This window comes from Streptomyces sp. NPDC007872, assembly GCF_042868165.1.
In the GTDB taxonomy this organism is placed as follows: domain Bacteria; phylum Actinomycetota; class Actinomycetes; order Streptomycetales; family Streptomycetaceae; genus Streptomyces.
In genome coordinates, this window is sequence record NZ_JBIAEA010000005.1 from 654,127 (window position 1) to 679,850 (window position 25,724).

The window sequence follows — 25,724 nt, forward strand, 5'->3', positions numbered from 1 at the left end:
ACCCAGTGTCCACCTCGGGGAGTACGGTCTCCGGGGCAAGGATCGACCCCACGGTTGATCCCCGAACCCTTCCGCTTCCCTACGCTGGGTGACGTGCAGCGCCTCTACGACTTCCTCCGCAGACACCCGACGGGCGTCGACACCTTCTGGGCCGTCGTCCTCCTCGGGTTCTCCCTGCTGTGGGTGGGGTCGACCTACCCGACGGTCCGTCACCCCGTCGCGTACGGCGTCGTCGCCGCCCTTTTTTCCCTGGTCGTGGCCCTGCGCCGGCGGGTCCCCGAGAAGATGCTGCTGCTCACCGTGGCCCTCGGCCTGACCCAGCTCGCCCTCGGCCTGGAGCCGTTCCTGGCCGACTTCGCCATGTTCGTGATCGTCTACACGGTCGCGGTGCACGACGGACCGCGCTGGGCGTCCCGGCTCGCCCTCGCCGGCGGACTGGGCGCCGCCACGCTCTCCCAGCTCAGATGGCCGCTGGACGACCCCTCCACCTCCGGCCCCGCCCGGGTCTTCTTCACGGTCATCATGACCGTGCCGTTCGCCCTCGCCTGGGTCCTCGGCGACTCCCTGCGCACCCGCCGCGCCTACTTCGCGCAGTTGGAGGAGCGGGCCTCCCGCCTGGAGCGGGAGCGCGAGGCCCAGGCCAAGGTCGCGGTCGCCGCCGAGCGGGCCAGGATCGCCCGCGAGCTGCACGACGTCGTCGCGCACAACGTGTCGGTGATGGTGGTCCAGGCCGACGGCGCCGCCTACGTCATGGACTCCTCGCCGGAGACCGCGAAGCAGGCCCTGGAGACCATCTCCGGCACCGGCCGGCAGGCCCTCGCCGAGATGCGCAGGCTCCTGGGCATCCTGCGCACCGGGGAGCACCAGGAGGCCGGGGAGTACGTGCCGCAGCCCGACGTGGGCCAGATCGAGGACCTCGTCGAGCAGGTCAGGAACGCCGGACTCACCGTCGACTTCGCGATCGAGGGGAGCCCCCGCCCGCTGCCCAGCGGCGTCGAGCTCACCGCGTACCGGATCGTGCAGGAGGCCCTCACCAACACCCGCAAGCACGGCGGCCCCGACGCGGGCGCCAGCGTCCGCCTGGTCTACTTCGACGACGGCCTCGGGCTCCTCGTCGAGGACGACGGCCGGGGGGCGCCGCAGGAGATGTACGAGGACGGGGGCGCCGACGGGCGGGGCCACGGCCTGATCGGCATGCGGGAGCGGGTCGGCATGGTCGGCGGCACCCTGGACGCGGGCCCGCGTCCGGGCGGAGGCTTCCGGATCAGCGCCCTGCTCCCCCTCAAGCCCGCCCACTGACGACCCCTAAGGAACAAGCCCCATGGCCATTCGCGTGATGCTCGTCGACGACCAGGTGCTGCTGCGCACCGGTTTCCGCATGGTGCTGGCCGCCCAGCCCGACATGGAGGTCGTGGCGGAGGCGGGCGACGGCGCCGAGGCCCTGGAGGTGCTGCGCTCCACGGCGGTCGACGTCGTCCTGATGGACGTGCGCATGCCGCGCCTGGACGGGGTGGAGGCGACCCGGCGGATCCGCGCGCAGACCGACCCGCCGAAGGTGCTGATCCTGACCACCTTCGACCTCGACGAGTACGCGTTCTCCGGCCTGAAGGCGGGGGCGAGCGGCTTCATGCTGAAGGACGTGCCGCCGGCGGAGCTGCTCGGCGCGATCCGCTCGGTGCACAGCGGGGACGCCGTGGTGGCGCCCTCGACCACCCGCCGCCTCCTCGACCGCTTCTCGCCGATGCTGCCCTCCACGGGCCGGGAGCCCGAGCACAAGGAGCTGGGGCGCCTGACCGACCGGGAGCGGGAGGTGATGCTGCTGGTCGCGCAGGGCCTGTCGAACGGCGAGATCGCCGCCCGCCTCGTCCTCTCCGAGGCGACGGTGAAGACGCACGTGGGCCGCATCCTGACCAAGCTGGGCCTGCGCGACCGGGTCCAGGTGGTGGTCCTGGCGTACGAGTCGGGGCTGGTCAGGGCGGGCGGCGGCGGGGCGGCGTAACGCCGTGTCTCCGGAGCCGTGCCTCCCGGAGCCGTGCCTCCTAGCGCAGGACCGACTCCAGGAAGTCGCTGCCGAGCCGGGCGGTGACGGCCACGTCGAGCTGGTGCAGGACGTACCGGCCGCGCCGCTGGGTGGTGACCAGACCGGCCTTCTTCATGACCGCGAGGTGGCGGGAGACCTCGGGCGGGGTGATGCCGTACGCGTCGGCCAGCTCGCTCGTCGTGTACGCGCCCCGGGCGAGGCTGCGGCAGAGCCGCATCCGCATCGGGTGGGCGATGGCCTCCAGGCGCAGCTTGACCGCCTCCACGGGAGCTCCGCCGCCGAGGTCCCGGGCGGGCACGGGGTACTGGATCACCGGCTGCCAGCCGGGCGCGTGCAGCGCGAAGAGGTGCGGCCAGCCGAAGGCGGTCGGCAGAAACGTCACGCCCGTGCCCCCGGCGGCGGTGCGGCCCTGCACCAGCTTGTCGACGACGATCCGGGAGCCCCGCTCGTCCTCCTCCAGGGTCATCGAGGAGGAGGCGTCGGCGACGGCCTCGGCCAGGCCCTTGCGGCGCATCAGCTCGGTCTTGTGGCGGGCGTCGGCGGCGAGCTGGATCCGGACGCGGCGCCAGGTGTCGGCGAAGAAGGCCTCGTCGCAGTCCTCCAGGAGCCGCCGGACCCACGCGCGCGTGCCGGGCGGGTCCACGAGCATCCGCTCCACGAAGGCGGCCTGGCGCGGGCCGCGCGCGGCGGCCAGGTCGAGGGCGCGGCGGCGCATCCGGTCGTCGACGAGCGGCGAGGGGGCGCCGTGCGTGTAGTGGCTGGCGCAGGAGATCTCCAGGGCCGCGCCCACGTACTTCTCGTCGTCCATCCGGTCGAGGTCGTCCAGCTCCTCGGCGAGGGTCTCGCGGGGGCGGGCGGGCAGCAGGACGTCGGACCGGGTGGAGCGCCACATGAAGTCGGCCTCGTGGAGGCGGTCCGCGAGCTCCGGCTTCAGGGCGGCGGCCGTGGCGGTGGTCCAGGCGTGGAGCCGGGCGTGGTGCGCGGGCTCCGCCAGGGCGTGCAGGGCGGCGCCCAGCTCGGCCAGGGGCGAGGGGCAGAAGGAGATCCGCTCGTGCGGCAGTCCGGTGATGTCGATGGTCACGCTCACCGTGCCATGGTGCGGGACGGACCGGGGGCGGTGTCGCGCCGATTGACGGGAGCCGTCAACCGACGCCCGCGGGCGGGCCCGCCCGCCGTTTGACGGGGCTCGTCAATCGGCGGGCCGGGGCGCCGGGGAGCGGCGCACGGTGGGGACATGAACGCGATGCACCAGTACCTCTTCGACGCCTACCGCGCCGCCCGGGTCGGCGAGCCGCCGCCCCCGGAGCCCGGCACCCACGACCTCGCCGTCCTGCGGGCGCTCCGCGACCGGCGCCGCTTCGAACGGGTCCTCGCGGGCCGCCCGGCCCGGGGCGGCCTCCGCAGGGCGCTGCGCCGCGCGGGCGCGTTCGGCACGGGCCTGTTCCGGACGGCTCGGTCTCGTACGGCTCGGTCTCGTACGGCTCCGTCCCGTACGGGTCCTTCCCCCACGGGTCCTTGCCGTACGGCCCCGGTGGCGGGGTGCCACCCGGCCGACTGAGGCACCGGGGTGCCCGTCAGCCCCCGGAACCGGCCCCCGGCAGTCGCGACAGGAAGTCCCGCACCGCCTCCCGTACGTCCCGCGCCGTCCACTCCAGGCCCGGCCCCGCCACCGTCAGCTCGGTCCGGGCGGTCCCCGGCGGGCCGCCCGCGCCCGGGGCGGACCAGCGGCGGAAGAGGACGGTGCCGGTGGCCTCGGTCTGGGCGAGGGCCGCGGCCGTCAGGACCTCCGGGGAGTACGGCAGCCAGACCTGGAACTGGTGGGTGTGCGGGACCTCGGGGTGGACCCGGAACCAGCCCGTGCCCGCCTCCGCGAACGCCTCACGGAGCGCACCGGCCACCACGCGCGCGTGGGACACGTACGCGGGCAGCCGGGGCAGCTCGACGTCCAGGCCCCGCAGCGCGGAGAGCGCCGCCGGGTACTGCTGGAAGACCTGGCCCCCGTACCGGTGCCGCCAGACCCGGGCCTCCTCCATGACGTCCTCGGGCCCGGCGAGCGCGGCCCCCGACTGGCCGCCGAGGGACTTGTAGAACGACACGTACACGCTGTCGGCGAGCCCCGCGATCTCCGCGAGCCCCCGGCCGAAGCGGGACGGGCACTCCCACAGGCGCGCCCCGTCGAAGTGGACGACCGCGTCCCGCTCCCGGGCCGCCTCCACCACCTCCGTCAGCTCCTCCCAGGTGGGCAGCACGAAGCCGGCGTCCCGCAGCGGCAGCTCCAGCATCAGCGTCCCGAACGGCTCCGGGTGGTCCCGCACCTCCTCGGCCGTCGGCAGCCGGGGCGCGTCGGTCGGGTGGACGGTGCGGAGCCCGGACACGGCCCCGAGCGCCCCGCCCTCGTGGACCTCCGGATGGGCGAGCGGGTGGAGGGCGACGACGGGGCTGCCGGTGCGCCCGGCCCAGCAGCGCAGCGCCACCTGCTGGGCCATGGTGCCGGTCGGGAAGAAGACGGCGGCGGGCATGCCCAGCTCCTCGGCGACCCGCCGCTCCAGGGCCTCGACCACACCGTCGCCGTACGCGTCGGGCGCCGCCCCGCCGTGTCCGGCGGCCTCCGCCCATCCGGCCAGCTCGCGCAGGTGCTCCCCGACCGTGCCGTCCACGGGGGCGTGCCACAGCTTCCGGGCGGCCCCGCCCCACACCTTCGCCCGGTGCAGCCGGGCGGCCTCCTCGTCGCCGGGGTCCACGGGGCCACCGGTTTCCACAGGTTCCGCAGTTTCCATGGGGCGATCATCACACCGCCGCCCACAGCCTGTGGACAGCCACGGAAGGGCACGTGTCCCTGGCGTAGCATGACCAGAAATCGTCCGGTACCCGCCGAGGACTGGAACGGAAGGCCGTCCCCACCGTGAACGCAGCACCAGCGCCAGAGCCCCGAGCCGAGGACCGACCCGCCCGGCTCACCGTCGGAGTCGTCGGCGCGGGCCGGGTGGGCCCCGCCCTCGCCGCCTCCCTCCGGCTCGCGGGACACCGCCCCGTCGCCGTCTCGGCGGTCTCCGACGCCTCGCGGCGCCGCGCCGCCGCACTCCTGCCGGACGTGCCGGTCGTGGAGCCCGCGCGCGTCCTCGCCCTCGCCGACCTGGTCCTGCTCACCGTCCCCGACGACGCCCTGCCCGGTCTGGTCGAGGGCCTCGCGGACACCGGGGCCGTACGGCCGGGCCAGTTGCTCGTCCACACCTCCGGGCGGTACGGGGCGCGGGTCCTCGATCCCGCCCGCCGGGCCGGAGCCCTGCCGCTCGCCCTGCACCCCGCCATGACCTTCACCGGCACCGCCGTGGACGTGCAGCGGCTCGCCGGGTGCTCCTTCGGGGTGACCGCGCCCGAGGAGCTGCGGCTCGCCGCCGAGGCCCTGGTCATCGAGATGGGCGGGGAGCCCGAGTGGATCGCCGAGGAGGCCCGCCCGCTCTACCACGCGGCCCTCGCCCTCGGCGCGAACCACCTGGTCACCCTGGTGGCCCAGTCGATGGAGCTGCTCCACAAGGCCGGGGTCGCCGCCCCCGACCGGATGCTCGGCCCCCTCCTGGGCGCCGCCCTGGACAACGCCCTGCGGTCCGGTGACGCGGCCCTGACCGGCCCCGTCGCGCGCGGTGACGCCGGCACGGTCGCCGCCCACGTCGCCGAACTGCGCAAGCACGCGCCCGGCACCGTCACCGGCTACCTGGCGATGGCCCGTACGACCGCCGACCGGGCGCTCGCCCACGGCCTGCTCAAGCCCGAGCTGGCCGAAGACCTGCTGGGGGTGCTCGCCGAGACCCCGGCGGGCACGACCGGCACCACCGGATCCCCCGACGGGCCGCAAGGAGACGACAGATGAGCCCGCTCGCCCACGACCGGGCCCCCGACCCGAACCCGGACCGGGAACCGGCTTCCGGCCGGGCTTCGGCTTCCGACCCGGTCTCGGCTTCCACCCCCGGCCCGGCTTCCGCCTCCCACTCGGCCTCCGATCGGGCCTCGACCCCCGACCGGGCCTCGGCCTCCGGCTCGGCTTCCGCCCCCGGCCACACCACCCCCAACCGCACCGCCCCCGGCCGGCCCGGTCGTCACCGGCCCGCCGGGCTGGTTCCCACGGCCGGGGACCTCCGGGACGCCGTCGCCCGGCACGGCCTGCCCGGGAGCAACGCCGTGGTCATGACCATGGGCGCCCTCCACGAGGGCCACGCCACCCTGATCCGCGCCGCACGCGCGCGCGTGGGGGAGGAGGGCTTCGTCGCCGTCACCGTCTTCGTCAACCCGCTCCAGTTCGGCGCGGGCGAGGACCTCGACCGCTACCCCCGCACCCTGGACGCCGACCTGGAGCTGGCCTTCGACGCGGGCGCGAGCGTCGTCTTCGCGCCCTCCGCGGACGAGGTCTACCCGGGCGGCGAGCCGCAGGTGCGGATCACCGCGGGCCCCATGGGGGAGCGGCTCGAAGGCGCCTCCCGGCCCGGCCACTTCGACGGCATGCTGACCGTCGTCGCCAAGCTGCTCCACCTCACCTCCCCCGACCTGGCCTTCTTCGGCCAGAAGGACGCCCAGCAGCTCGCCCTGATCCGGCGCATGGTCCGCGACCTGAACTTCCCGGTCGAGATCGTCGGCGTGGAGACCGTCCGCGAGGACGACGGCCTGGCCCTCTCCAGCCGCAACCGCTACCTCTCGGCCGGGGAGCGCCGCACCGCCCTCGCGCTGTCCCGCGCGCTGTTCGCCGGCCGGGAGCGGCTCGCCGCCCAGGAGGCGCTGCGCGCGCGTGCCGCCGCCCTGCCGGGCGTCCGGGACCGGGCCGAGAACCGGGCCGAGGCGCTCTCCAGGCTCGGGGAGGCCCGGGCCGCCGCCGACGCCCACGCGGTCGCGCAGGCCGCCGAGTGCGCCGGCGCCGGAGCCGTACGGGCCGCCGCCCGCGCCGTCCTGGACGAGGCGGCCGAGGCGGAGCCGCCGCTCACCCTGGACTACCTGGCCCTCGTGGACCCGGCGGACTTCACCGAGGTCCCCGACGACCACCAGGGGGAGGCGGTCCTCGCCGTCGCCGCGCGCGTGGGGAGCACGCGGCTCATCGACAACATCCCCCTGGACCTCGGAGCCGCCACGTGACCGGAATACGGCTGCACGCCCCCGAACCGGGCTGGGCCATCGACGCCGACGTCGTCGTGGTCGGCTCCGGTGTCGCCGGACTCACCGCCGCCCTGCGCTGCACCGCCGCCGGGCTCCGTACGGTCGTGGTCACCAAGGCCCGGCTCGACGACGGCTCCACCCGCTGGGCGCAGGGCGGCATCGCCGCCGCGCTCGGCGAGGGCGACACCCCCGAGCAGCACCTCGACGACACCCTCGTCGCGGGCGCCGGGCTGTGCGACGAGCGGGCCGTGCGGACCCTGGTCACCGAGGGCCCCGACGCCGTCCGCCGCCTCATCGAGACCGGCGCCGACTTCGACAAGACCTCCGAGGGCGAGATCGCGCTGACCCGCGAGGGCGGCCACCACCGGCGCCGGATCGCCCACGCGGGCGGCGACGCGACCGGCGCCGAGATCTCCCGCGCCCTGGTCGAGGCGATACGCGACCGGGGCGTGCGCACCGTCGAGCACGCCCTCGTCCTGGACCTCCTCACGGACGCCGGGGGACGCACGGCCGGCGTGACCCTGCACGTCATGGGCGAGGGCCGGCACGACGGCGTCGGCGCGGTCCACGCGCCCGCGGTGGTCCTCGCCACCGGCGGCATGGGCCAGGTCTTCTCGGCCACCACCAACCCGCCGGTCTCGACCGGCGACGGCGTGGCCCTCGCGCTGCGCGCCGGGGCCGAGGTCTCGGACCTGGAGTTCGTCCAGTTCCACCCGACGGTGCTCTTCCTGGGCGCGGGCGCCGAGGGCCAGCAGCCGCTGGTCTCCGAGGCGGTACGGGGCGAGGGCGCGCACCTGGTCGACGCGGACGGGGTCCGCTTCATGCTGGGGCAGCACGAGCTGGCCGAGCTGGCCCCCCGGGACGTCGTCGCCAAGGCGATCACGCGCCGGATGCAGGAGCACGGCGCCGAGCACATGTACCTCGACGCCCGGCACTTCGGGGCGGAGATGTGGGAGCGGCGCTTCCCGACGATCCTGGCCGCCTGCCGCGCCCACGGCATCGACCCGGTCACCGAGCCGATCCCGGTGGCCCCGGCCGCCCACTACGCCTCCGGCGGCGTCCGCACCGACCTGCGGGGCCGGACCACCGTCCCCGGCCTGTACGCGTGCGGGGAGGTGGCCTGCACGGGCGTCCACGGCGCCAACCGGCTCGCCTCGAACTCGCTCCTGGAGGGCCTGGTCTTCGCCGAGCGGATCGTCGAGGACGTCGTGGCGGCCGCCCCGCGCGCGGCGGGCGCCCCGGTGCCGCACCCGGCCCCTTCGGTCCTGCCACTGCCCGCGACGGACGCCCGGACCCGCATCCAGCGGACCATGACGAACGGCGCCGGGGTGCTGCGCTCGGAGGCCAGCCTCCGGGAGGCCGCCGACGCCCTCGACGCGCTGCACGAGGAGGCCGTGGCGGGCGGCACCGACGACAGCAAGGCCGCCGAGCCGGGCGTGGACTCCTGGGAGACCACCAACCTGCTGTGCGTCGCCCGGGTCCTGGTCGCCGCCGCCCGCCGCCGCGAGGAGACCCGCGGCTGCCACTGGCGCGAGGACCGCCCGGACCGCGACGACGCGCACTGGCGCCGGCACCTCGTCGTACGCCTGACGCCGGGGCGGACGCTCGACGTCCGCACGACCGACACGTACGACTTCCCCGCCACCGTCACCGCCTGACCCTTCCTTCCCCCCACCGTCGACGCCCCCAGGGAGCAGCAAGTGAGCACGCCCGAGGAAGCCCGTCCCGAGCCCGTGGACGTCCCCCTCATCCAGATCAGCGCCCCCGGCGCGGACGCCGAGGAGGCCGGCGGCTGCGGCGACGGCTGCGGCTGCGGCGGCGAGGAGTTCGAGTGCGGGCTCGACCCGGCGCTCGCCGAGCTGCTCGCCGACGCCGGCCTCGACCCGGTGCAGGTGGAAGATGTCGCGCACCTGGCGATCGCGGAGGACCTCGACGGCGGGGTCGACGTGACGACCGTCGCGACCGTCCCCGAGGACGCCGTGGCCACCGCCGACTTCACCGCCCGCGAGGCCGGCGTGGTGGCCGGCCTGCGGGTCGCGGAGGCGGTCCTGTCGATCGTCTGCACCGACGCGTTCGAGGTCGAGCGGCACGTCGAGGACGGCGAGCGCGTCGAGGCCGGGCAGAAGCTCCTGAGCGTCACCGCCCGCACCCGCGACCTGCTCACCGGCGAGCGCAGCGCGCTCAACATCCTGTGCCGCCTCTCCGGCATCGCCACCGCCACGCGCGCGTGGGCGGACGCCCTGGAGGGCACGAAGGCGAAGGTCCGCGACACCCGCAAGACGACGCCGGGCCTGCGCGCCCTGGAGAAGTACGCGGTCCGCTGCGGCGGCGGCGTCAACCACCGCATGTCGCTGTCCGACGCGGCCCTGGTGAAGGACAACCACGTGGTGGCGGCCGGAGGCGTCGCCGAGGCCTTCAAGGCCGTGCGCGAGCTGTTCCCCGACGTGCCGATCGAGGTCGAGGTCGACACGCTGCACCAGGTCCGCGAGGTCCTGGACGCGGGCGCCGACCTGATCCTGCTCGACAACTTCACCCCGGGCGAGACCGAGGAGGCCGTGGCGCTCGTCGCGGGCCGTGCCGTCCTGGAGTCCTCGGGCCGCCTCACCCTGGAGAACGCGGCGGCGTACGCGGCGACCGGCGTCGACTACCTGGCGGTCGGCGGCCTCACCCACTCCTCCCCGATCCTCGACATCGGCCTCGACCTGCGCGAGGTGCGGGTCTGATGCTGCTCACCATCGACGTCGGCAACACGCACACGGTCCTCGGCCTCTTCGACGGGGACGAGATCGTCGAGCACTGGCGGATCTCCACGGATCCGCGCCGGACCGCCGACGAGATGGCGGTCCTGCTCCAGGGCCTCATGGGCATGCACCCGCTGCTCGGCGTCGAGCTGAGCGACGGCATCGAGGGGATCGCGATCTGCGCGACGGTCCCCTCGGTCCTGCACGAGCTGCGCGAGGTCACCCGCCGGTACTACGGGGACGTCCCGGCGGTCCTGGTGGAGCCGGGCGTCAAGACGGGCGTCCCGATCATCACCGACAACCCGAAGGAGGTCGGCGCGGACCGCGTCATCAACGCGGTCGCGGCGGTCGAGCTGTACGGCGGCCCGGCGATCGTCGTCGACTTCGGCACGGCGACGACGTACGACGCGGTCACCGCGCGCGGGGAGTACGCGGGCGGGGCGATCGCGCCGGGCATCGAGATCTCGGTGGAGGCGCTCGGCGTGCGCGGGGCGATGCTCCGCAAGATCGAGCTGGCCCGCCCGCGGAACGTGATCGGCAAGAACACGGTCGAGGCGATGCAGTCGGGCATCATCTACGGCTACGCGGGCCAGGTCGACGGCGTGGTGGCCCGGATGAAGCGCGAGCTGGTCGGCCCGAAGGGCGACCCCGACGACGTGACGGTGATCGCGACGGGCGGCCTGGCCCCGATGGTCCTCGGCGAGTCCACGGAGATCGACGAGCACGAGCCCTGGCTGACCCTGATCGGCCTGCGCCTGGTGTACGAGCGGAACGTGTCGCGCATGTAGCCCGCGCGGCCGCCTCCCGGGGCGGCCGCACGGCCGGAGGGCCCCGCACGGGACGACCCCGGTGCGCGGGCACCGGCCCCGCGCACCGGGCCCCGCACCGCCGAACGGCTGCCCCGCGGCGCGCCATAATGATCGGTAAGCGAAAATTGTCCGATTAGCGCGTACCGTCGGCCCATGCCCACGCCATACGGATCCCGTGGCGGCATGGTGTTCGGCGCGGACGAGCTGCGTGTGCTCCGCCGCGCCCTTGCCAGCGCCCTTCACCCCGCCCCCCTTCAGGACGAGGACGTCCAGGACTGCCTGCGCCTGGCCGAATCCGTGGACGAGGCGGTACGCGAGGCCGGTCGGCTGCGCGCCTTCCTCCTCGCGGACCTGGCCCGCTACCGCGAGGCCCTGCCGGGCTCCCTCAGCGGCTACCTGGAGCTCCTCCGGGACGCGCTGGCCGCCGGGTACGACCCCGGGGCCGACGACCTCGCCGCCCTGCGGGCGCTGCGCCGCAACCCCGCCGCCGCCGAGCTGCTCGCCCGCTGCCAGGGCCTCGCCGAACGCTCCGTACGCGCGCGCCTGGCCCGGGTCGTCCAGGCCACCGCGCCCGCGGCGGACCGTGCCCCCCGGACCCGGCTGCTGGCCCTGCCCGGCGGACGCGCGGCGGCCGACGAGCCCAAGCCGACCCCGCCCGTCCCGGCGGAGCGCCCGGTGCCCAAGCCCTCCGAGGTGTTCCCGCCGCGCCGGCGGCCCGTTCCGCCGCCCCCGCCCGAGGAGCGGGCCGCCGGATAGCTACCCTGTTCGTCATGGAATACGTATCCGCGCTCCTGCCCCCCGTCGTGATGGCCGCCTTCTTCATCGGCCTCGTCGTCACGATCGTCAAGAGCCAGGGCGGTCCGAACAAGGCCAAGGAGGACGCGATCGTCGACGCCGCGCTCGCCCGCGCCGAGGCCGCCCGCCAGGCGGACGGTTCCCCCGCCTCCTGACCCCACCGGGGCCCGCGCCGTCCGGGACGTACGGCCTCACGGGGCCGTGCGTCCTTTTTTGCCCGGCCGCGCCCCGTTCCCCTCGGTTTTCCGCCGTCAATCGACGCTTATGGACGCTTTGCGCACTATGGTGGCGCTGTGCCCCGTCCTTTGGGAGAGCTCGAAGACGCCGTCATGACGCGCGTGTGGCAATGGAACCGCCCGGTGACCGTCCGGGAAGTTCTGGAGGACCTCCAGCAGGAACGGTCCATCGCCTACACCACCGTCATGACCGTCATGGACAATCTCCATCAGAAGGGCTGGGTCCGCAGGGAAGTCGAAGGCCGCGCCTATCGCTATACGGCGGTCTCCACCCGCGCCGCCTACGCGGCCGCACTGATGAACGAGGCGTGGAGCCGGAGCGACAATCCCGCCGCCGCCCTCGTCGCCTTCTTCGGCATGATGTCGCCGGATCAGCGCGAAGCCCTCGACGACGCCATTCGCGTCGTCCAGCGGGTCACCCCGCTTCCCGCGTCCCCGCCCGCCCCGCCCGAGGAGGGCGCCGGGGGAACCGGGCCCGAGGAGCGATAGCGTCCCCCCATGTCGTCGTCCGCATCCCCGGCCGCCTCTCCGGCCGCCAAAGCCGTCACCGTCCGCCGGGCCCGCACCACCGACGTCGCGGCGGTCCGCCGACTCGTCGATCCTTTCGTCCGGCGCGGCATCCTGCTCGACAAGGCGACCGTCACCCTTTACGAGTCCATCCAGGAGTTCTGGGTGGCGGAACGCGACGAGGACGCCGCCGTCGTCGGCTGCGGCGCACTCCACGTGATGTGGGAAGACCTCGCCGAAGTGCGCACTCTCGCCGTCGATCCCGAGTTCAGGGGAGCCGGCGTCGGACATCAGGTGCTGGACAAGTTGTTGCACACCGCCCGATGGCTCGGGGTGCGGCGGGTATTCTGCCTGACCTTCGAAGTCGACTTCTTCACGAAGCACGGCTTCGTCGAGATCGGCGAGACCCCGGTCGACGGAGATGTCTACAGCGAGCTCCTGCGTTCCTATGACGAGGGAGTCGCGGAGTTCCTCGGTCTCGAACGAGTGAAGCCGAACACCTTGGGCAACAGTCGGATGCTTCTGCACCTCTGACCCGGAACCCTATGTCCGAAACGCGCATGTTTCCCGCGCCGTCGGGGTTCTGAACCTCTCCCAGGGGTTTGTGTTTTCCCGGGAAAAGCGGTTTCCTTTCCGCGTACTGCATTTTCGATGAAAGGAAATCCGGTGGCACAGAAGGTTCAGGTCCTTCTTGTCGACGACCTCGACGGCGTCGAGGCGGACGAGACCGTGACGTTCGCGCTGGACGGCAAGACCTACGAGATCGACCTCACCACCGCCAACGCGGAAAAGCTCCGCGGTCTGCTCGAGCCGTACACCAAGAGCGGTCGGCGCACCGGTGGCCGCACCACCGGCGGCCGCGGCAAGGGCCGCGCCGTGGCGACGGGCAGCCCCGACACCGCGAAGATCCGCGCGTGGGCCAAGGAGAACGGCTACGAGGTCAACGACCGCGGCCGCGTGCCCGCCACGGTGAAGGCGGCCTACGAGGACGCGAACCGCTGAGGCGAAAGCTGCTGAGCCGCCGGCCCGCGGGCCCGCGCACTCAGCAGCCGCACCCGGTGGCACTCGACGGCGGCGGCGGCCACGAGCCGCACCAGGCAGGGGGCGCTCCCTCCGCCCCACGGCGCGGCCCGCACGGCCGGGAGCGAGGACTCGACCCCACGGCCCGGCACGGGGGCCCGCAGCCACACCGCGGCGTCCGGCGCCCCGGGGCCGTCCCGCCCCGGGGGACGGGGCGCGGTCATCCGGCCGCCGGTGCCGAGGGCCGCGAGGTCCAGGGCGATCCCGCCCCACTCCAGCCAGTCGAGCAGCCCCGGCAGCTCCTCCGCGCTCCCCGCGGCCACGAGCAGCCGCATCCGGGACCCGGCCAGGGCCACCGGCCCGGTCGCCGCGCCCACCCGGCGCAGGACGCCGCGGCCGGCCGCGGCGGGCAGCTCCAGGACGTCGAAGCGCAGCCCCGTGACCAGCGCCACCGGCGGGCCCGCCACCGTCGCCCAGCCGAGCCGGTCCTCGTACCAGCGCGCCGGGTCGTCGTCGAGCGGCACGCGGGGGGACGGGACGGTGAGGGCCATGCCCGGGGAACTCCCGCGAGGACGACTTGGTTACGCCCCGGAAGCCGTTTCGGACCCTTTACCGAACCGCTCCCGAACCGCTCCGCGGTGACGCACGGTCCCCCGCCGGACGCGCGAGGTGTCCGGGATGGGGTGTACGAGTGCATTCGAGCGCGCAAGGGTGTTCGCTGGTAGCGGAGGGAACCGGGGTGCTCGGCATGGAGTGTCGGTCCGCACGGGTAAGACATTCCTAGTGGAGAGGGGTGCCCCCGCGGGCTTCGGCGTCTCACGTTCGCCATCGGCGTACTGAAGGCGCGGCTAACTACTTGGCCTGCGGGAACATCGTCTCGCACCATCGGGTTGGAGCATTTGTCGGCTGTTCGGCAGCAGGTCTCCCCACGGACAAGGGGGTGATCCGGACGGATGTCGGCAGTTGGAATGAGCGGTCCCCGCTTGCGGGACTAAGCTGCGGAAGGACAGGGAGGGGATCGACCCCTAACTGACTGACCGCTCTGAGGAGCGATTAACGATGTTCGAGAGGTTCACCGACCGCGCGCGGCGGGTTGTCGTCCTGGCTCAGGAAGAAGCCCGGATGCTCAACCACAACTACATCGGCACCGAGCACATCCTTCTGGGCCTTATCCACGAGGGTGAGGGTGTCGCCGCTAAGGCCCTGGAGAGCCTCGGGATTTCGCTCGAGGCGGTCCGCCAGCAGGTGGAGGAGATCATCGGCCAGGGCCAGCAGGCCCCGTCCGGGCACATCCCCTTCACCCCTCGTGCCAAGAAGGTCCTGGAGCTGTCGCTCCGGGAGGCCCTCCAGCTCGGCCACAACTACATCGGCACCGAGCACATCCTGCTCGGCCTGATCCGCGAGGGCGAGGGCGTCGCCGCCCAGGTCCTCGTGAAGCTGGGCGCCGATCTCAACCGGGTCCGGCAGCAGGTCATCCAGTTGCTCTCCGGCTACCAGGGCAAGGAAGCCGCCACGGCCGGCGGTCCTGCCGAGGGCACCCCCTCGACGTCCCTGGTCCTCGACCAGTTCGGCCGCAACCTCACCCAGGCGGCCCGCGAATCCAAGCTCGACCCGGTCATCGGGCGCGAGAAGGAGATCGAGCGGGTCATGCAGGTGCTGTCCCGCCGCACCAAGAACAACCCGGTGCTCATCGGCGAGCCCGGCGTCGGCAAGACCGCCGTCGTCGAGGGCCTGGCCCAGGCGATCGTCAAGGGCGAGGTGCCCGAGACCCTCAAGGACAAGCACCTCTACACCCTGGACCTCGGCGCCCTGGTCGCCGGCTCCCGCTACCGCGGTGACTTCGAGGAGCGCCTGAAGAAGGTCCTCAAGGAGATCCGCACCCGCGGCGACATCATCCTGTTCATCGACGAGCTCCACACCCTCGTGGGTGCGGGCGCCGCCGAGGGCGCGATCGACGCCGCCAGCATCCTCAAGCCGATGCTGGCCCGCGGTGAGCTCCAGACCATCGGCGCCACCACGCTCGACGAGTACCGGAAGTACCTGGAGAAGGACGCGGCCCTGGAGCGCCGCTTCCAGCCCATCCAGGTCGCCGAGCCGTCGCTGCCGCACACCATCGAGATCCTCAAGGGTCTGCGCGACCGGTACGAGGCCCACCACCGGGTCTCCATCACCGACGAGGCCCTCGTCCAGGCCGCGACCCTGGCCGACCGGTACATCTCGGACCGCTTCCTGCCGGACAAGGCGATCGACCTGATCGACGAGGCCGGTTCCCGGATGCGCATCCGCCGGATGACCGCGCCGCCGGACCTCCGCGAGTTCGACGAGAAGATCGCCGGCGTCCGCCGCGACAAGGAGTCCGCGATCGACTCGCAGGACTTCGAGAAGGCCGCGTCCCTGCGCGACAAGGAGAAGCAGCTCCTCGCCGCGAAGGCCAAGCGCGAGAAGGAGTGGAAGGCCGGCGACATGGACGTCGTCGCCGAGGTCGACGGCGAGCTGATCGCCGAGGTCCTCGCGACCGCCACCGGCATTCCGGTCTTCAAGCTGACCGAGGAGGAGTCCTCGCGTCTGCTGCGCATGGAGGACGAGCTCCACAAGCGCGTCATCGGCCAGAAGGACGCCGTCATCGGTCTTTCGCGGGCGATCCGCCGTACGCGGGCCGGCCTGAAGGACCCGAAGCGCCCCGGTGGCTCGTTCATCTTCGCCGGTCCGTCCGGTGTCGGTAAGACCGAGCTGTCGAAGGCCCTCGCCGAATTCCTCTTCGGCGACGAGGACGCGATGATCTCCCTCGACATGTCGGAGTTCAGCGAGAAGCACACGGTTTCCCGCCTCTTCGGTTCGCCGCCCGGATACGTCGGCTACGAAGAGGGCGGCCAGCTCACCGAGAAGGTGCGCCGCAAGCCGTTCTCCGTCGTCCTCTTCGACGAGGTCGAGAAGGCCCACCCCGATATCTTCAATTCCCTTCTCCAGATCCTGGAGGACGGTCGCCTGACCGACTCCCAGGGCCGGGTCGTGGACTTCAAGAACACGGTCATCATCATGACGACCAACCTCGGGACCAGGGACATCTCGAAGGGCTTCAACCTGGGCTTCGCGGCCCAGGGCGACACGAAGTCCAACTACGAGCGGATGAAGGCGAAGGTCAGCGACGAGCTGAAGCAGCACTTCCGCCCGGAGTTCCTCAACCGTGTGGACGACATCATCGTCTTCCCGCAGCTCACCCAGGACGACATCCTCCAGATCGTCGACCTGATGGTCGGCCGCGTGGACGAGCGCCTGAAGGACCGGGACATGGGCATCGAGCTCTCCCAGTCCGCGAAGGAGCTGCTCGCCAAGAAGGGTTACGACCCGGTGATGGGCGCCCGGCCGCTGCGCCGGACGATCCAGCGCGAGATCGAGGACACGCTCTCGGAGAAGATCCTCTTCGGCGAGCTGCGCCCCGGTCACATCGTGGTCGTGGACACGGAGGGCGAGGGCGAGGAGCGCAAGTTCACCTTCCGCGGCGAGGAGAAGTCGGCCCTGCCGGACGCCCCGCCGGTCGAGGCGGCGGGCGGCCCCGGGCCGAACCTGTCCAAGGACGCGTGACGCCGCGCTGAGCCCGTAGCGCGCAGAAGGGGCGGCCCCGGAACCGGAAACGGTTCCGGGGCCGCCCCTTTTCCTCACTCGTCTTCGACGGTGAGCCGGTCGCCGAGGGCGGCGGCGCCGGACAGCTCGGCGGGGGGCGGGTGGTCAGCTCATGTGTGGATTTCGACCCCGGGTACGAGGTGCTCGGTGCCGGTGAACCGGTCACCGAGGCCTGTGACGGAGCTGAGCCGGGTCAGGGGTGCCAGCGGAGCGAGGTCGTGGACCCGTCCTTCGAAGCTGCCCATGAGCGTCAAGTGGACCAGGGACGGGAAGGTACGGGCGATGACGTCCAGAGGGGCACCGTCGTCGTCGCATCGCACCAACAGCTTCTCCGTCCGCGGCAGCCGCAACGACTGCGGGAACGCGGCCACGGCCTTCGCGTGCAGTACGAGCGACGAGAGCTCGTCCAGGACGGCCAGGACGTTCCAGTCCTCCCCGCCCGACGGGGCGGAGTGGTGGGCCTTCAGCATCCTGAGCCCGGTCATACGGCGGAGGAAGTCGATTCCCCCTTCGGGAAACCCGTCCAGTGTGAGGACCTCCAGCGCGTTCTCCGAGGGGAGGGGATCCAGGAACCGGGCGAAGGACCCCGGGATCCGCAGTCTCCGTGCCCCGCCGATCGCCTCGCGCAGCAAGGACATGCCGTAGGGGGTGATTCCCGCACGCAGGTCGAGGCCCTCGGGGCGCAACCCGAGACGCAGGATCTCCGCTGCCTGTCCGTCGGACACGACGGTGAAGTCGAGGGAGTCCGTGTCGAGCCGGGCGATGATCTCGTCCGTGTAGGCGGTCATCGGGAACCGGGTCCATCCCCACATGAGCTGGGAGCGCACCGGCAGGAACGGATGCCCGGCGAACCGGGCCAGGTAGGGCAGCGCGGCGTCATGGGTGATGTGGGTCGCCGTGATCACCACGGCCAGCGCCGACTCGTCGTCCAGGCCCTCCGGACCCGGCAGCAGGTCCAGGACCGCCCGTCCCGCCGACGCCAGCTCGCGCGCCTCGTTCGCCCCGCGCGGTGGGACGGCCTCCGCCGCCCGCGCCAGGATCCGTTCCCGGATCTCGGGTGCCACCTCCGTCGCGTGGTTCAGCGCCGTCGCCGCCACCACCAGCACCCGGAGGTGTGTGCAGCGGTCCGGGGCCGCGTCCGCCGCCTTCAGCAGCTCCTCGAAGATCTCCGCGCACTCGCGTGGGCGCGCGTGCCCGACGGCCATGCGGATGACGTCCTCCCACTGGTCGTCCGCCGCGTGCCGGGAGAGGACGCCGATGTCCCAGCGGTCCACGAGGGCCTTCGCGGCCAGGTAGTCCTGGAAGGTGCGGTGGACGAAGTCGACCGTGTCCTCGGTCGGCTCCCGCAGCAGTCCGCTGCGGTGGAGCAGGTGGGTGAAGACCGCGCCGGCGTCGTACCCCGCCGCCTCCGTGACCGCCGGTACCGCCTCCCGTACGACCGACTCCGCACGCGAGCGGTCCATCGTCGTGCGGCCGTTGAGCGTCAGCCAGTACGCGAGGCGCTGGACCAGTTGGATCTGGGGGGCGTCACCCAGGTCGATGCCGTACGGCGTCCCCATGTCCCGCTCGCGGTCCCGGCGCGAGAGCAGCATCGAGAGCGCCGCGTCGTACAGCGCCTTGCGGCCGCGCGGCAGGAAGCCGCGCCTGCCGTGGTGCAGGGCGCAGATCAGACCGCACATCAGGGGGTTGGTGGCGAGCCGGGCGACGTCCGGCGTCGTGCGCAGGGCGTCGAGGAGGGGTTGTTCGTACGGCGCGGCCCCGGGTCCGGCGGCCCTGTGCCAGCGGCGGACGAAGGTGGCGACCTCGGAGGAGGACATGGGGGTGAGGGTGAGTTCGGTGAAGCCGTCCGACGCGAGCCAGTCGTCGCGTACGGCGGTGGGGCGGGAGGTCACGAGCCAGCGGTTGCCGTCATAGGAGTCGAGGAGGTCGCGGAGCCAGCGGCGCGCCCGGTCGCGCTCGGCCTCGGGGATCTCGTCGATGCCGTCGACGAGGACCAGGCCGCGTCCGGCGGCGAGGACGCGGTCGGCCCAGCCGTCGGGCGGGGAGAGGGGACAGTCGACGGCGGAGAGGAAGCGGTCGGGGGCGGGGAGCCGCTCGCCGTGGCGGGTGAGGGCACGGAGGGGGAGGACGAAGGGGATCCGGCCGCGGAGGTACGCCATGTCGTCCGCGCCCTCCTCGCCCGAGGCGGAGACCGCCAGCCACTGGACGAGGGTCGTCTTGCCGGAGCCGGCCGTACCGCGCAGGAGCACCTTGTCGTGCCGGGCGAGGATCCGGTCGGCGCGGCTGTTCTCGGAGGAGCCGAGCAGACGGCGGGCGGAGACGAGGAGGGCGCGGTGCGCCTCGGCCGACATCGTCCTCAGCGCCGCCATCGTGGCGGGGGAGAGGGAGTCGCCCGGGGCCGCCGCGGCGATGTGGTCCGCCTCCCGGTCGGGGCGACCGTCCGGTTCCGCCGCCCCCACCCCCTGCAACGACAGGTACGCCACGTCCAGCGGCCACTTCTCCGGCGCGTCACGGAGGTCCACCCCGTGGATGGTCAGCCGGCCGTGCTTCTTCGCCAGGTGGGCGAGGTAGCGCCGCTCGAACTCCGCTTCCCGCGTGTCCGCCCGGGGGGTCCGGCGGATCAGTTCGTCCGTCTTCGCGAGGAGCTCGGCCTGGGCGCGGGTCTGTTCCACCAGGCTGCGGGCGACGAAGGTGGAGCGCTTGGTGAAGAACTCCAGGATGTGGAGGCAGGCCCACTCGGTCAGGGTCTCCAGGTAGAGGACCGAGTCGGTGGAGAGGCCGTCGGGGGCCGGCGCGGCGGCCCGCAGCCGGCGGGCGAGGTCGCGGTGGCCGAGGCGGACGGCCTGGACGTCGTCCATGTCGAGGTCGCCGAGGGCCAGCAGGTGCGCGGCCAGCGCGTCGGTGACGGCCTCGGTCTCGTCGGCGGGGAACGGCGGCTCCCCGTCCCCCCGCCGGGAGCGCTCGACCAGGGCGGCCGCCAGCCCGCGGACGTCCTTCTCGGTGAGGGCGCGCTTCTCGCCCCGGAAGGAGACGAGGCCGGAGAGCCGGACCTCGGCGCCCTTGGGGACGAGCCCCGCCCCGGGGCCCTCGGCCACCAGGAGCTTCTTCAGGAGCGGTCCGATCGCGGCCGAGGCGAGGCGCGTGCCGATGAGTGCCGGTTCCATGGTGACCCCCTGTGTTTCCGCGGAGCGGTCAGCGTAGTGGGGGAGGGGTCGGGGCGGGGGCCGGAGGTGTGACGCGGGCCGCTTTCCGGGGCCTTCTCAGAGGCCCGGGACCCTTTCCCGTGGCCCCCGTCACGTGACCCAGGCCGCATTCGGAATGCCTTTCCGAGTGACCCAGGTCCCATCCGAAACGGCCTCCGGGTGACAAGGCGCACAGGGGTTTCGAGGGGTACTAACCGGAATAGTGGTGAACATTGCCGTTTATTTCGGACTTATGGGTGCGAAGTGGCGGGCCGGAGGGTCCATCGGGTCCCCGGCCGGGCCCGGACCGGCCTCCTGGGCGGTCCGGGCTCCCGAGACATGCGGTTAAACCGGTTTCCTTGGTCTGATATGTCCGATTTCGAAGCCCCTGCTCCCGGTCGTCAAGACCTGGACTTTCCCCGTGATCGCTACGACGCCATGTCGTAGATGGGGTGTTTTGGCCTGGATGGGGGTCCGGGTTACCAAAGATGAGCAAGCCCGACGCCGCACCGAAAGCGCGTCGGGTCCCGTACTCCCCGGAGGTTGTCCCCCGTATGTCGAAGCGCGTTATGAACCCCGCCACCCGTGCCGCCGCCGTCGCTCTCGCCACTGCCGGCCTGGGGGCGTCGCTGGTGGCCGGAGCAGGGTCCGCCTTCGCCGCCGAGGGCAAGGCCGTCGTCCCGACCGCCGCGACCGCGTCCGCCGCCGTCGCCGCCCAGGCCGAGACCCAGGCGCACCTCGCCGCCCAGGTGAAGGCCGCCGCCGCGAAGACCGTCGCCGTCAAGGCGACCGCCACCAAGAAGGCCGTCACCGCCAAGAAGGCCCCGGCCTGGGTGAAGCCGGTCGCCGCCTACACCCTGAGCGCCAGCTTCAACCAGGGCGGCGCCATGTGGGCCCACAAGCACTCCGGCCAGGACTTCGCCGTTCCGGTCGGCACCCCGGTCAAGGCCGCCGCCGCCGGCACCGTCGTGAAGGCCGGCCCGTACGGCGGCGGCGACGGCCCCGCGTACGGCAACGCCATCGTGGTCAAGCACGGCAACGGCACGTACTCGCAGTACGCCCACCTGTCGAAGATCCAGGTCAAGATCGGCCAGAAGGTCGGCGCCGGCCAGAAGATCGCCCTCTCGGGCAACACCGGCAACTCCTCCGGCCCCCACCTGCACTTCGAGATCCGCACCACCCCGAACTACGGCTCCGCCGTCAACCCGGCCGCCTTCCTGCGCGCCCACGGCGTCGGCATCTGACCGGCCGACCCCCGCAGTACGTCTATGAGGCCCGGTGGGCCTCGTCGATGAGATCGAGGGCGACCTCGAGGACGGCTTCGTGCTTCTCCTCGGGGTCGCCCTCGACGTTCTGCATGAAGAACGTGCCCGCGTGGAGCGTGAAGACCGCGCTGATGCAGCGGACCTTCTCCTTGACGGGGAAGTCGTCGTCGTACAGCAGGCCGGTCAGCGACATCATGCGCTCCTTGAAGGTGAGCCCGACGCTCAGCTCGCGCACGGCGGCCTGGTTCTCCTGCATGAAGCGGAAGAGCGGCGCCGCCGCGAGCAGCGCCACCTGGTAGCGGCGCACGATCTCCCGCTTGGTCTCGATCGTGCGGGGCTGTTCCCCGGCCCAGTCGATCAGCTCGTCCATCGGCCTGGTCAGGTCCTGGAAGATCCCGATCAGGATGTCTTCCTTGGTCTTGAAGTGGTAGTAGAGCGCCGCCTTGGTGACGTCGAGGCGTTCCGCGATCTCGCGCAGGGAGGTCTTCTCGTAGCCCTGCTCCGCGAAGAGTTCGAGGGCCACGTCCTGGATGCGCTGACGGGTGTTGCCTCGGGCCATGGGGTGCCCTCCACTTTCCAAAGAACTTACTTGACGACCGGCTAGTTACAGATCTACCGTACCCAGTGTAGTAACTAGCCGGGCGGCAAGTAAGGGAATGACATGGCGACGCGACAGACCGTTCGAACACTAGAGGGAGAGGCCCCGCCGGCGCGCAGCGTCCGTGTCGTCCTGCTCGCCCTCATGATCGCGATGCTCCTCGCGATGCTGGACAACATGATCATCGGCACCGCGATGCCGACGATCGTCGGCGAGCTCGGCGGCCTGGAGCACCTCTCCTGGGTCGTCACCGCCTACACCCTGGCCACCGCCGCCTCCACCCCCCTCTGGGGCAAGTTCGGCGACATGTTCGGCCGCAAGGGCGTCTTCCTCACCTCGATCGTGATCTTCCTGATCGGCTCGGCGCTCAGCGGCATGGCCCAGGACATGGGCCAGCTCATCGGCTTCCGCGCGATCCAGGGCCTCGGCGCCGGCGGCCTCATGGTCGGCGTGATGGCGATCATCGGCGACCTCATCCCGCCCCGCGAGCGCGGCAAGTACCAGGGCATGATGGCCGGCGTGATGGCCCTCGCCATGATCGGCGGCCCCCTCGTCGGCGGCACCATCACCGACCACTGGGGCTGGCGCTGGTCCTTCTACATCAACCTGCCGCTCGGTGCCGTCGCCCTCGCCATGGTCACCACCGTCCTGCACCTGCCGAAGAAGCCGCGCGGCACGGACACCCGGATCGACTTCCTCGGCGCCGCGCTCCTGACCGTCGGCATCACCGCGATCGTCCTGGTCACCACCTGGGGCGGCACCGAGTACGCCTGGGGCTCGGCCACCATCGTCGGCCTCGCGGTCGGCGGCGTCGCCGCGCTCCTCGCCTTCCTGTGGGCGGAGACCCGGGCGAGCGACCCGATCGTCCCGCTGCACATCTTCCGCAGCCGCAACTTCACCCTGATGTCCCTGATCGGCTTCGTCGCCGGCTTCGTGATGTTCGGCGCGGTCCTCTACCTGCCGCTCTTCCAGCAGTCCGTCCAGGGCGCCTCCGCGACCAACTCCGGACTGCTCCTCCTGCCGATGCTGCTCTCCATGATGGCCGTCTCGCTGGTCGCCGGCCGCGTCACCACCAGCACCGGAAAGTACAAGGCCTTCCCCATCGCGGGCGGGGCCCTCATGACGGCCGGCCTCTTCCTGCTCTCCACCATGGACACCGGCACCTCGCGCCTGGTCTCCGGGATCTGGATGGCCGTCCTCGGCGCCGGCATGGGCTTCCTCATGCAGATCACCATGCTGGTCGCCCAGAACAGCGTGGAGATGAAGGACATGGGCGTCGCCTCCTCCTCCACCACCCTCTTCCGGACGCTCGGCTCCTCCTTCGGCGTCGCGATCATGGGCGCGCTCTTCACCAGCCGCGTCCAGGACGAGATGGCCGCCCGGGGCGGCTCGGAGCTGACGGCGCGGACCGCCCAGCTCGACGCGGCCAGCCTCGCCAAGCTCCCGGCGCAGCTCCGCGAGGCCTACCAGCACGCGGTGGCCTCCGGCACCCACGGCGCCTTCCTGCTCGCCGCGGCGGTCGCCGTCCTCGCCTTCGTCCTCGCCTTCTTCGTCAAGGAGGTGGCGCTCCGTGGCGCCGGACCGGACACCGCGAAGGAGCCCGCCGACGGCGGCGCGGCGAAGGTGTCCGAGAAGGTCTGAGACACCCCTGTACGCCGGTGGGGCCGGGTCCCGGAAAAGGGACCCGGCCCCCTGTCGTACCGGCGGCCCCCTGTCGTACCTGGCCCCACCGCCGTACCGGACGCCCCTACTGATCCGGCAGCCGCAGGACCGGGAAGCTGCCCGTGTTCGTCGGCGCGTGGTCCGGGAGCCACAGGACCGCGATGGCCCCGCCCACCCCGTTCGGCGCCCCCTCGGCGGCCACGTTCCGGAAGGTCAGCCGGGCGCCGAGGACCCGGGCCTGGCCCGACGCGATCGTCAGGCCCAGGCCGTGGCCCTGGCCCGCGCGGTCGCTCGACCCCGTACGGAACCGGCTCGGGCCCTCCCTGAGGAGGGACTCCGGGAAGCCCGGACCGTGGTCGCGGACCCGCACCACCCGGCCCTCGACCGTCACCTCCACCGGCGGCTTCCCGTGCTTGGCCGCGTTGGCGAGGAGGTTGCCCAGGACGCGTTCGAGCCGGCGCGGGTCGGTGTTCACCCAGGAGTCGTGGACGACCCGGACGACGACCTCGGGGTCCAGGGTCCGCACCCGCCGCTCCACGAACTCCCCGAGCGCGATCTCCTGGAGCTCGGCCCGCTCCGACGCGCTGTCGAGCCGGGCCACCTCCAGGACGTCCTCGACCAGGGTCCGCATCGCCTGCGCCCGGTCCCGCACCAGCTCCGTCGGGCGCCCCGGCGGCAGCAGCTCGGCCGCCGTGAGCAGCCCCGTGACGGGGGTGCGCAGCTCGTGCGCGATGTCCGCGGTGACCCGCCGCTCGGCCTCGATCCGCTCGTTCAGGGCGTCGGTCAGGGCGTCGACCGCCCACGCCAGGTCGTCGGTCTCGTCCCGTACGACCCCGCCGACCGCCTCCCGCACCCGCACGTCCGTGTTGCCCTGGGCGACCCGGCCGGCCGCCACGGCCGCCTTCCGCAGCCGCCGCGAGAGCCGGCCGCCGATGAGCACGCCGAGCGCGCACCCGCCGAAGACCACCGAGACCGAGCCGATGACGAGCGCCCGGTCCAGATCGCCCATGATCTTCGCGCTGCGGTCGGCGAAGGGGATGTGCAGCGACAGGACGTCGCCGTTGGCGAGCGGCACGGCCGCCCACACGTCGGGCGGACCGCCGTGCCGGTGCTCCTGCACGTACGTCCCGCGCCGGTTGTCCCGCATCAGCCGGTCGAGCTCCCGCGGCAGCGCCGGATCGTTGATCTTGGTGCCGAAGCGGGGCTCCTTGGGCTTCGACGTCTCGTACAGCCGCTGCGCGAAGAGCAGCCGCTCCATCTGGACCTCGCGCGCGTTGTCGAGCATCGAGATCCGGGCGGCGTTGTGCACGACCACGCTCAGGGTGACCGCGATGAGGGCGCCGACCGCCGCGATGGCGACGGCGATCTTCCAGCGGACCCCGGTGCGCAGGGGGAACGGCCTCACCCGCCCTGGCCCCGGAGCTTGTAGCCGAAGCCGCGCACGGTCTCGATTCTGTCCTGGCCGATCTTGGCCCGCAGCCGCTGCACGTGCACGTCCACGACCCGGGTGTCGCCGCCCCAGCCGTAGTCCCAGACCCGCTCCAGGAGCTTGTCCCGGGACAGCACGGTGCCGGGCGCCGACGAGAACTCCAGGAGCAGCCGCATCTCGGTCGGGGTCAGCGCCACCGGCGCCCCGCCCCTCCTGACCTCCATGCCCTCGGTGTCGACCTCCAGGTCCCCGAAGACGAGCAGCCCGCCGTCCCCCGGCCCCTCCCCGGCCTCGCCGCCGCCGGCGTGCCCGAAGCGGCGCAGCACGGCCCGGATGCGGGCCATCAGGACCGAGCCGTCGAAGGGCTTGGTGACGTAGTCGTCCGCCCCGGCCTCCAGGCCGAGGACGACGTCGATGGAGTCGGCGCGCGCCGACAGCATGATCACCGGGACCGTCGACTCGTCGCGGATGCGGCGGCAGAGGCTGACGCCGTCCATGCCCGGCAGCATCACGTCGAGCAGGGCGATGTCCGGCCGCCGCGCCCGGAAGGAGTCCAGGCCGGAGAGGCCGTCGGGCATGGCCGTGACCCGGAAGCCGTCCCGCTCCAGGGCGAGCTGGGTGGCCTCACGGATGACGTCGTCGTCCTCGACGAACAGGACATGGGTTTCGGCCATCGTGG

At 72.9% G+C, this 25,724-nt stretch carries 23 protein-coding genes; 16 read left to right on the plus strand and 7 right to left on the minus strand.

Annotation, left to right across the window (positions count from 1 at the left end):
- The first annotated feature begins 93 nt into the window (after positions 1 to 93).
- Both ACFYNX_RS21640 and ACFYNX_RS21645 read left to right on the plus strand, forming a co-directional pair.
- A complete protein-coding gene (locus ACFYNX_RS21640) occupies positions 94 to 1,299 on the plus strand; it encodes a sensor histidine kinase (protein WP_388663330.1) in 1,206 nt (401 codons plus the stop codon).
- A 22-nt stretch (positions 1,300 to 1,321) separates the two neighbouring features.
- A complete protein-coding gene (locus tag ACFYNX_RS21645) occupies positions 1,322 to 1,999 on the plus strand; it encodes a response regulator (protein ID WP_388663332.1) in 678 nt (225 codons plus the stop codon).
- A gap of 40 nt (positions 2,000 to 2,039) precedes the next feature.
- On the opposite strand, the gene ACFYNX_RS21650 is transcribed toward ACFYNX_RS21645, so the two are convergent.
- Positions 2,040 to 3,122, minus strand: a complete 1,083-nt coding sequence (locus tag ACFYNX_RS21650) for a DUF5937 family protein (protein WP_388663439.1) — start codon at positions 3,120 to 3,122, stop codon at positions 2,040 to 2,042.
- 153 nt (positions 3,123 to 3,275) lie between these two features.
- Here ACFYNX_RS21650 and ACFYNX_RS21655 point away from each other — a divergent pair, with 153 nt between their 5' ends.
- Complete coding sequence (locus tag ACFYNX_RS21655; RefSeq protein WP_388663334.1) at positions 3,276 to 3,599, plus strand: hypothetical protein; 324 nt, start codon at positions 3,276 to 3,278, stop codon at positions 3,597 to 3,599.
- A gap of 16 nt (positions 3,600 to 3,615) precedes the next feature.
- Here ACFYNX_RS21655 and ACFYNX_RS21660 read toward each other — a convergent pair whose 3' ends face one another.
- Complete coding sequence (locus tag ACFYNX_RS21660) at positions 3,616 to 4,818, minus strand: threonine aldolase family protein (protein ID WP_388663336.1); 1,203 nt, start codon at positions 4,816 to 4,818, stop codon at positions 3,616 to 3,618.
- A gap of 125 nt (positions 4,819 to 4,943) precedes the next feature.
- Between ACFYNX_RS21660 and ACFYNX_RS21665 the strand changes: the two genes are divergently transcribed.
- The 10 genes from ACFYNX_RS21665 to ACFYNX_RS21710 all read left to right on the plus strand — a co-directional run bounded on the left by ACFYNX_RS21665 (position 4,944) and on the right by ACFYNX_RS21710 (position 13,270).
- Positions 4,944 to 5,909, plus strand: coding sequence for a Rossmann-like and DUF2520 domain-containing protein (locus ACFYNX_RS21665; protein ID WP_388663338.1), 966 nt, complete (start codon positions 4,944 to 4,946; stop codon positions 5,907 to 5,909).
- The gene (gene panC / locus ACFYNX_RS21670; RefSeq protein ID WP_388663340.1) at positions 5,906 to 7,159 is read left to right on the plus strand and encodes a pantoate--beta-alanine ligase; all 1,254 of its coding nucleotides are present in this window, start codon (positions 5,906 to 5,908) and stop codon (positions 7,157 to 7,159) included. The genes ACFYNX_RS21665 and panC overlap by 4 nt, the downstream gene beginning before the upstream one ends.
- Positions 7,156 to 8,838 carry an L-aspartate oxidase gene (locus ACFYNX_RS21675; RefSeq protein ID WP_388663342.1) on the plus strand — a complete coding sequence of 561 codons (1,683 nt, stop codon included), beginning with the start codon at positions 7,156 to 7,158 and terminating at the stop codon, positions 8,836 to 8,838. The genes panC and ACFYNX_RS21675 overlap by 4 nt, the downstream gene beginning before the upstream one ends.
- Before the next feature lie 42 nt (positions 8,839 to 8,880).
- Positions 8,881 to 9,903 (plus strand): carboxylating nicotinate-nucleotide diphosphorylase, encoded by a 1,023-nt coding sequence (gene nadC / locus ACFYNX_RS21680; RefSeq protein WP_365539081.1) that lies wholly within the window; start codon positions 8,881 to 8,883, stop codon positions 9,901 to 9,903.
- Positions 9,903 to 10,709: a type III pantothenate kinase gene (locus ACFYNX_RS21685; RefSeq protein WP_356539043.1), complete on the plus strand. Its 807-nt coding sequence runs from the start codon at positions 9,903 to 9,905 to the stop codon at positions 10,707 to 10,709. The genes nadC and ACFYNX_RS21685 overlap by 1 nt, the downstream gene beginning before the upstream one ends.
- Positions 10,710 to 10,913: 204 nt before the next feature.
- Entirely contained in the window at positions 10,914 to 11,486 is a 573-nt protein-coding gene (locus ACFYNX_RS21690; RefSeq protein ID WP_365539795.1) for a hypothetical protein, read from the plus strand.
- A gap of 14 nt (positions 11,487 to 11,500) precedes the next feature.
- The gene (locus tag ACFYNX_RS21695) at positions 11,501 to 11,680 is read left to right on the plus strand and encodes a hypothetical protein (protein WP_125666003.1); all 180 of its coding nucleotides are present in this window, start codon (positions 11,501 to 11,503) and stop codon (positions 11,678 to 11,680) included.
- 138 nt (positions 11,681 to 11,818) lie between these two features.
- Positions 11,819 to 12,250, plus strand: coding sequence for a BlaI/MecI/CopY family transcriptional regulator (locus ACFYNX_RS21700; RefSeq protein ID WP_388663345.1), 432 nt, complete (start codon positions 11,819 to 11,821; stop codon positions 12,248 to 12,250).
- Positions 12,251 to 12,259: 9 nt separating this feature from the next.
- Entirely contained in the window at positions 12,260 to 12,802 is a 543-nt protein-coding gene (locus ACFYNX_RS21705) for an amino-acid N-acetyltransferase (protein ID WP_388663347.1), read from the plus strand.
- 132 nt (positions 12,803 to 12,934) lie between these two features.
- Entirely contained in the window at positions 12,935 to 13,270 is a 336-nt protein-coding gene (locus ACFYNX_RS21710) for an Lsr2 family protein (protein WP_365539072.1), read from the plus strand.
- On the opposite strand, the gene ACFYNX_RS21715 is transcribed toward ACFYNX_RS21710, so the two are convergent.
- Entirely contained in the window at positions 13,249 to 13,839 is a 591-nt protein-coding gene (locus tag ACFYNX_RS21715) for an SCO3374 family protein (RefSeq protein WP_388663349.1), read from the minus strand. The genes ACFYNX_RS21710 and ACFYNX_RS21715 overlap by 22 nt on opposite strands.
- Positions 13,840 to 14,347: 508 nt before the next feature.
- Between ACFYNX_RS21715 and ACFYNX_RS21720 the strand changes: the two genes are divergently transcribed.
- Complete coding sequence (locus ACFYNX_RS21720; protein WP_053646569.1) at positions 14,348 to 16,870, plus strand: ATP-dependent Clp protease ATP-binding subunit; 2,523 nt, start codon at positions 14,348 to 14,350, stop codon at positions 16,868 to 16,870.
- 149 nt (positions 16,871 to 17,019) lie between these two features.
- Here the strand turns inward: ACFYNX_RS21720 and ACFYNX_RS21725 are convergent, their stop codons facing one another.
- Positions 17,020 to 20,073 (minus strand): NACHT domain-containing protein, encoded by a 3,054-nt coding sequence (locus ACFYNX_RS21725; protein ID WP_388663352.1) that lies wholly within the window; start codon positions 20,071 to 20,073, stop codon positions 17,020 to 17,022.
- Positions 20,074 to 20,645: 572 nt separating this feature from the next.
- On the opposite strand from ACFYNX_RS21725, the gene ACFYNX_RS21730 reads away from it, so the two are divergent.
- Entirely contained in the window at positions 20,646 to 21,335 is a 690-nt protein-coding gene (locus tag ACFYNX_RS21730) for a M23 family metallopeptidase (protein WP_125667470.1), read from the plus strand.
- Between the two features lie 22 nt (positions 21,336 to 21,357).
- On the opposite strand, the gene ACFYNX_RS21735 is transcribed toward ACFYNX_RS21730, so the two are convergent.
- Positions 21,358 to 21,915, minus strand: a complete 558-nt coding sequence (locus tag ACFYNX_RS21735) for a TetR/AcrR family transcriptional regulator (protein WP_125667471.1) — start codon at positions 21,913 to 21,915, stop codon at positions 21,358 to 21,360.
- Between the two features lie 102 nt (positions 21,916 to 22,017).
- Between ACFYNX_RS21735 and ACFYNX_RS21740 the strand changes: the two genes are divergently transcribed.
- A complete protein-coding gene (locus ACFYNX_RS21740) occupies positions 22,018 to 23,595 on the plus strand; it encodes an MDR family MFS transporter (RefSeq protein WP_388663354.1) in 1,578 nt (525 codons plus the stop codon).
- A 106-nt stretch (positions 23,596 to 23,701) separates the two neighbouring features.
- Here ACFYNX_RS21740 and cseC read toward each other — a convergent pair whose 3' ends face one another.
- Together cseC and cseB are read right to left on the minus strand one after the other, a co-directional pair.
- Complete coding sequence (gene cseC, locus ACFYNX_RS21745) at positions 23,702 to 25,021, minus strand: two-component system sensor histidine kinase CseC (protein ID WP_388663356.1); 1,320 nt, start codon at positions 25,019 to 25,021, stop codon at positions 23,702 to 23,704.
- On the minus strand, positions 25,018 to 25,719 hold the full coding sequence (gene cseB, locus ACFYNX_RS21750; protein WP_125667474.1) for a two-component system response regulator CseB: 702 nt from the start codon (positions 25,717 to 25,719) through the stop codon (positions 25,018 to 25,020). The genes cseC and cseB overlap by 4 nt, the downstream gene beginning before the upstream one ends.
- Positions 25,720 to 25,724 lie beyond the last annotated feature (5 nt).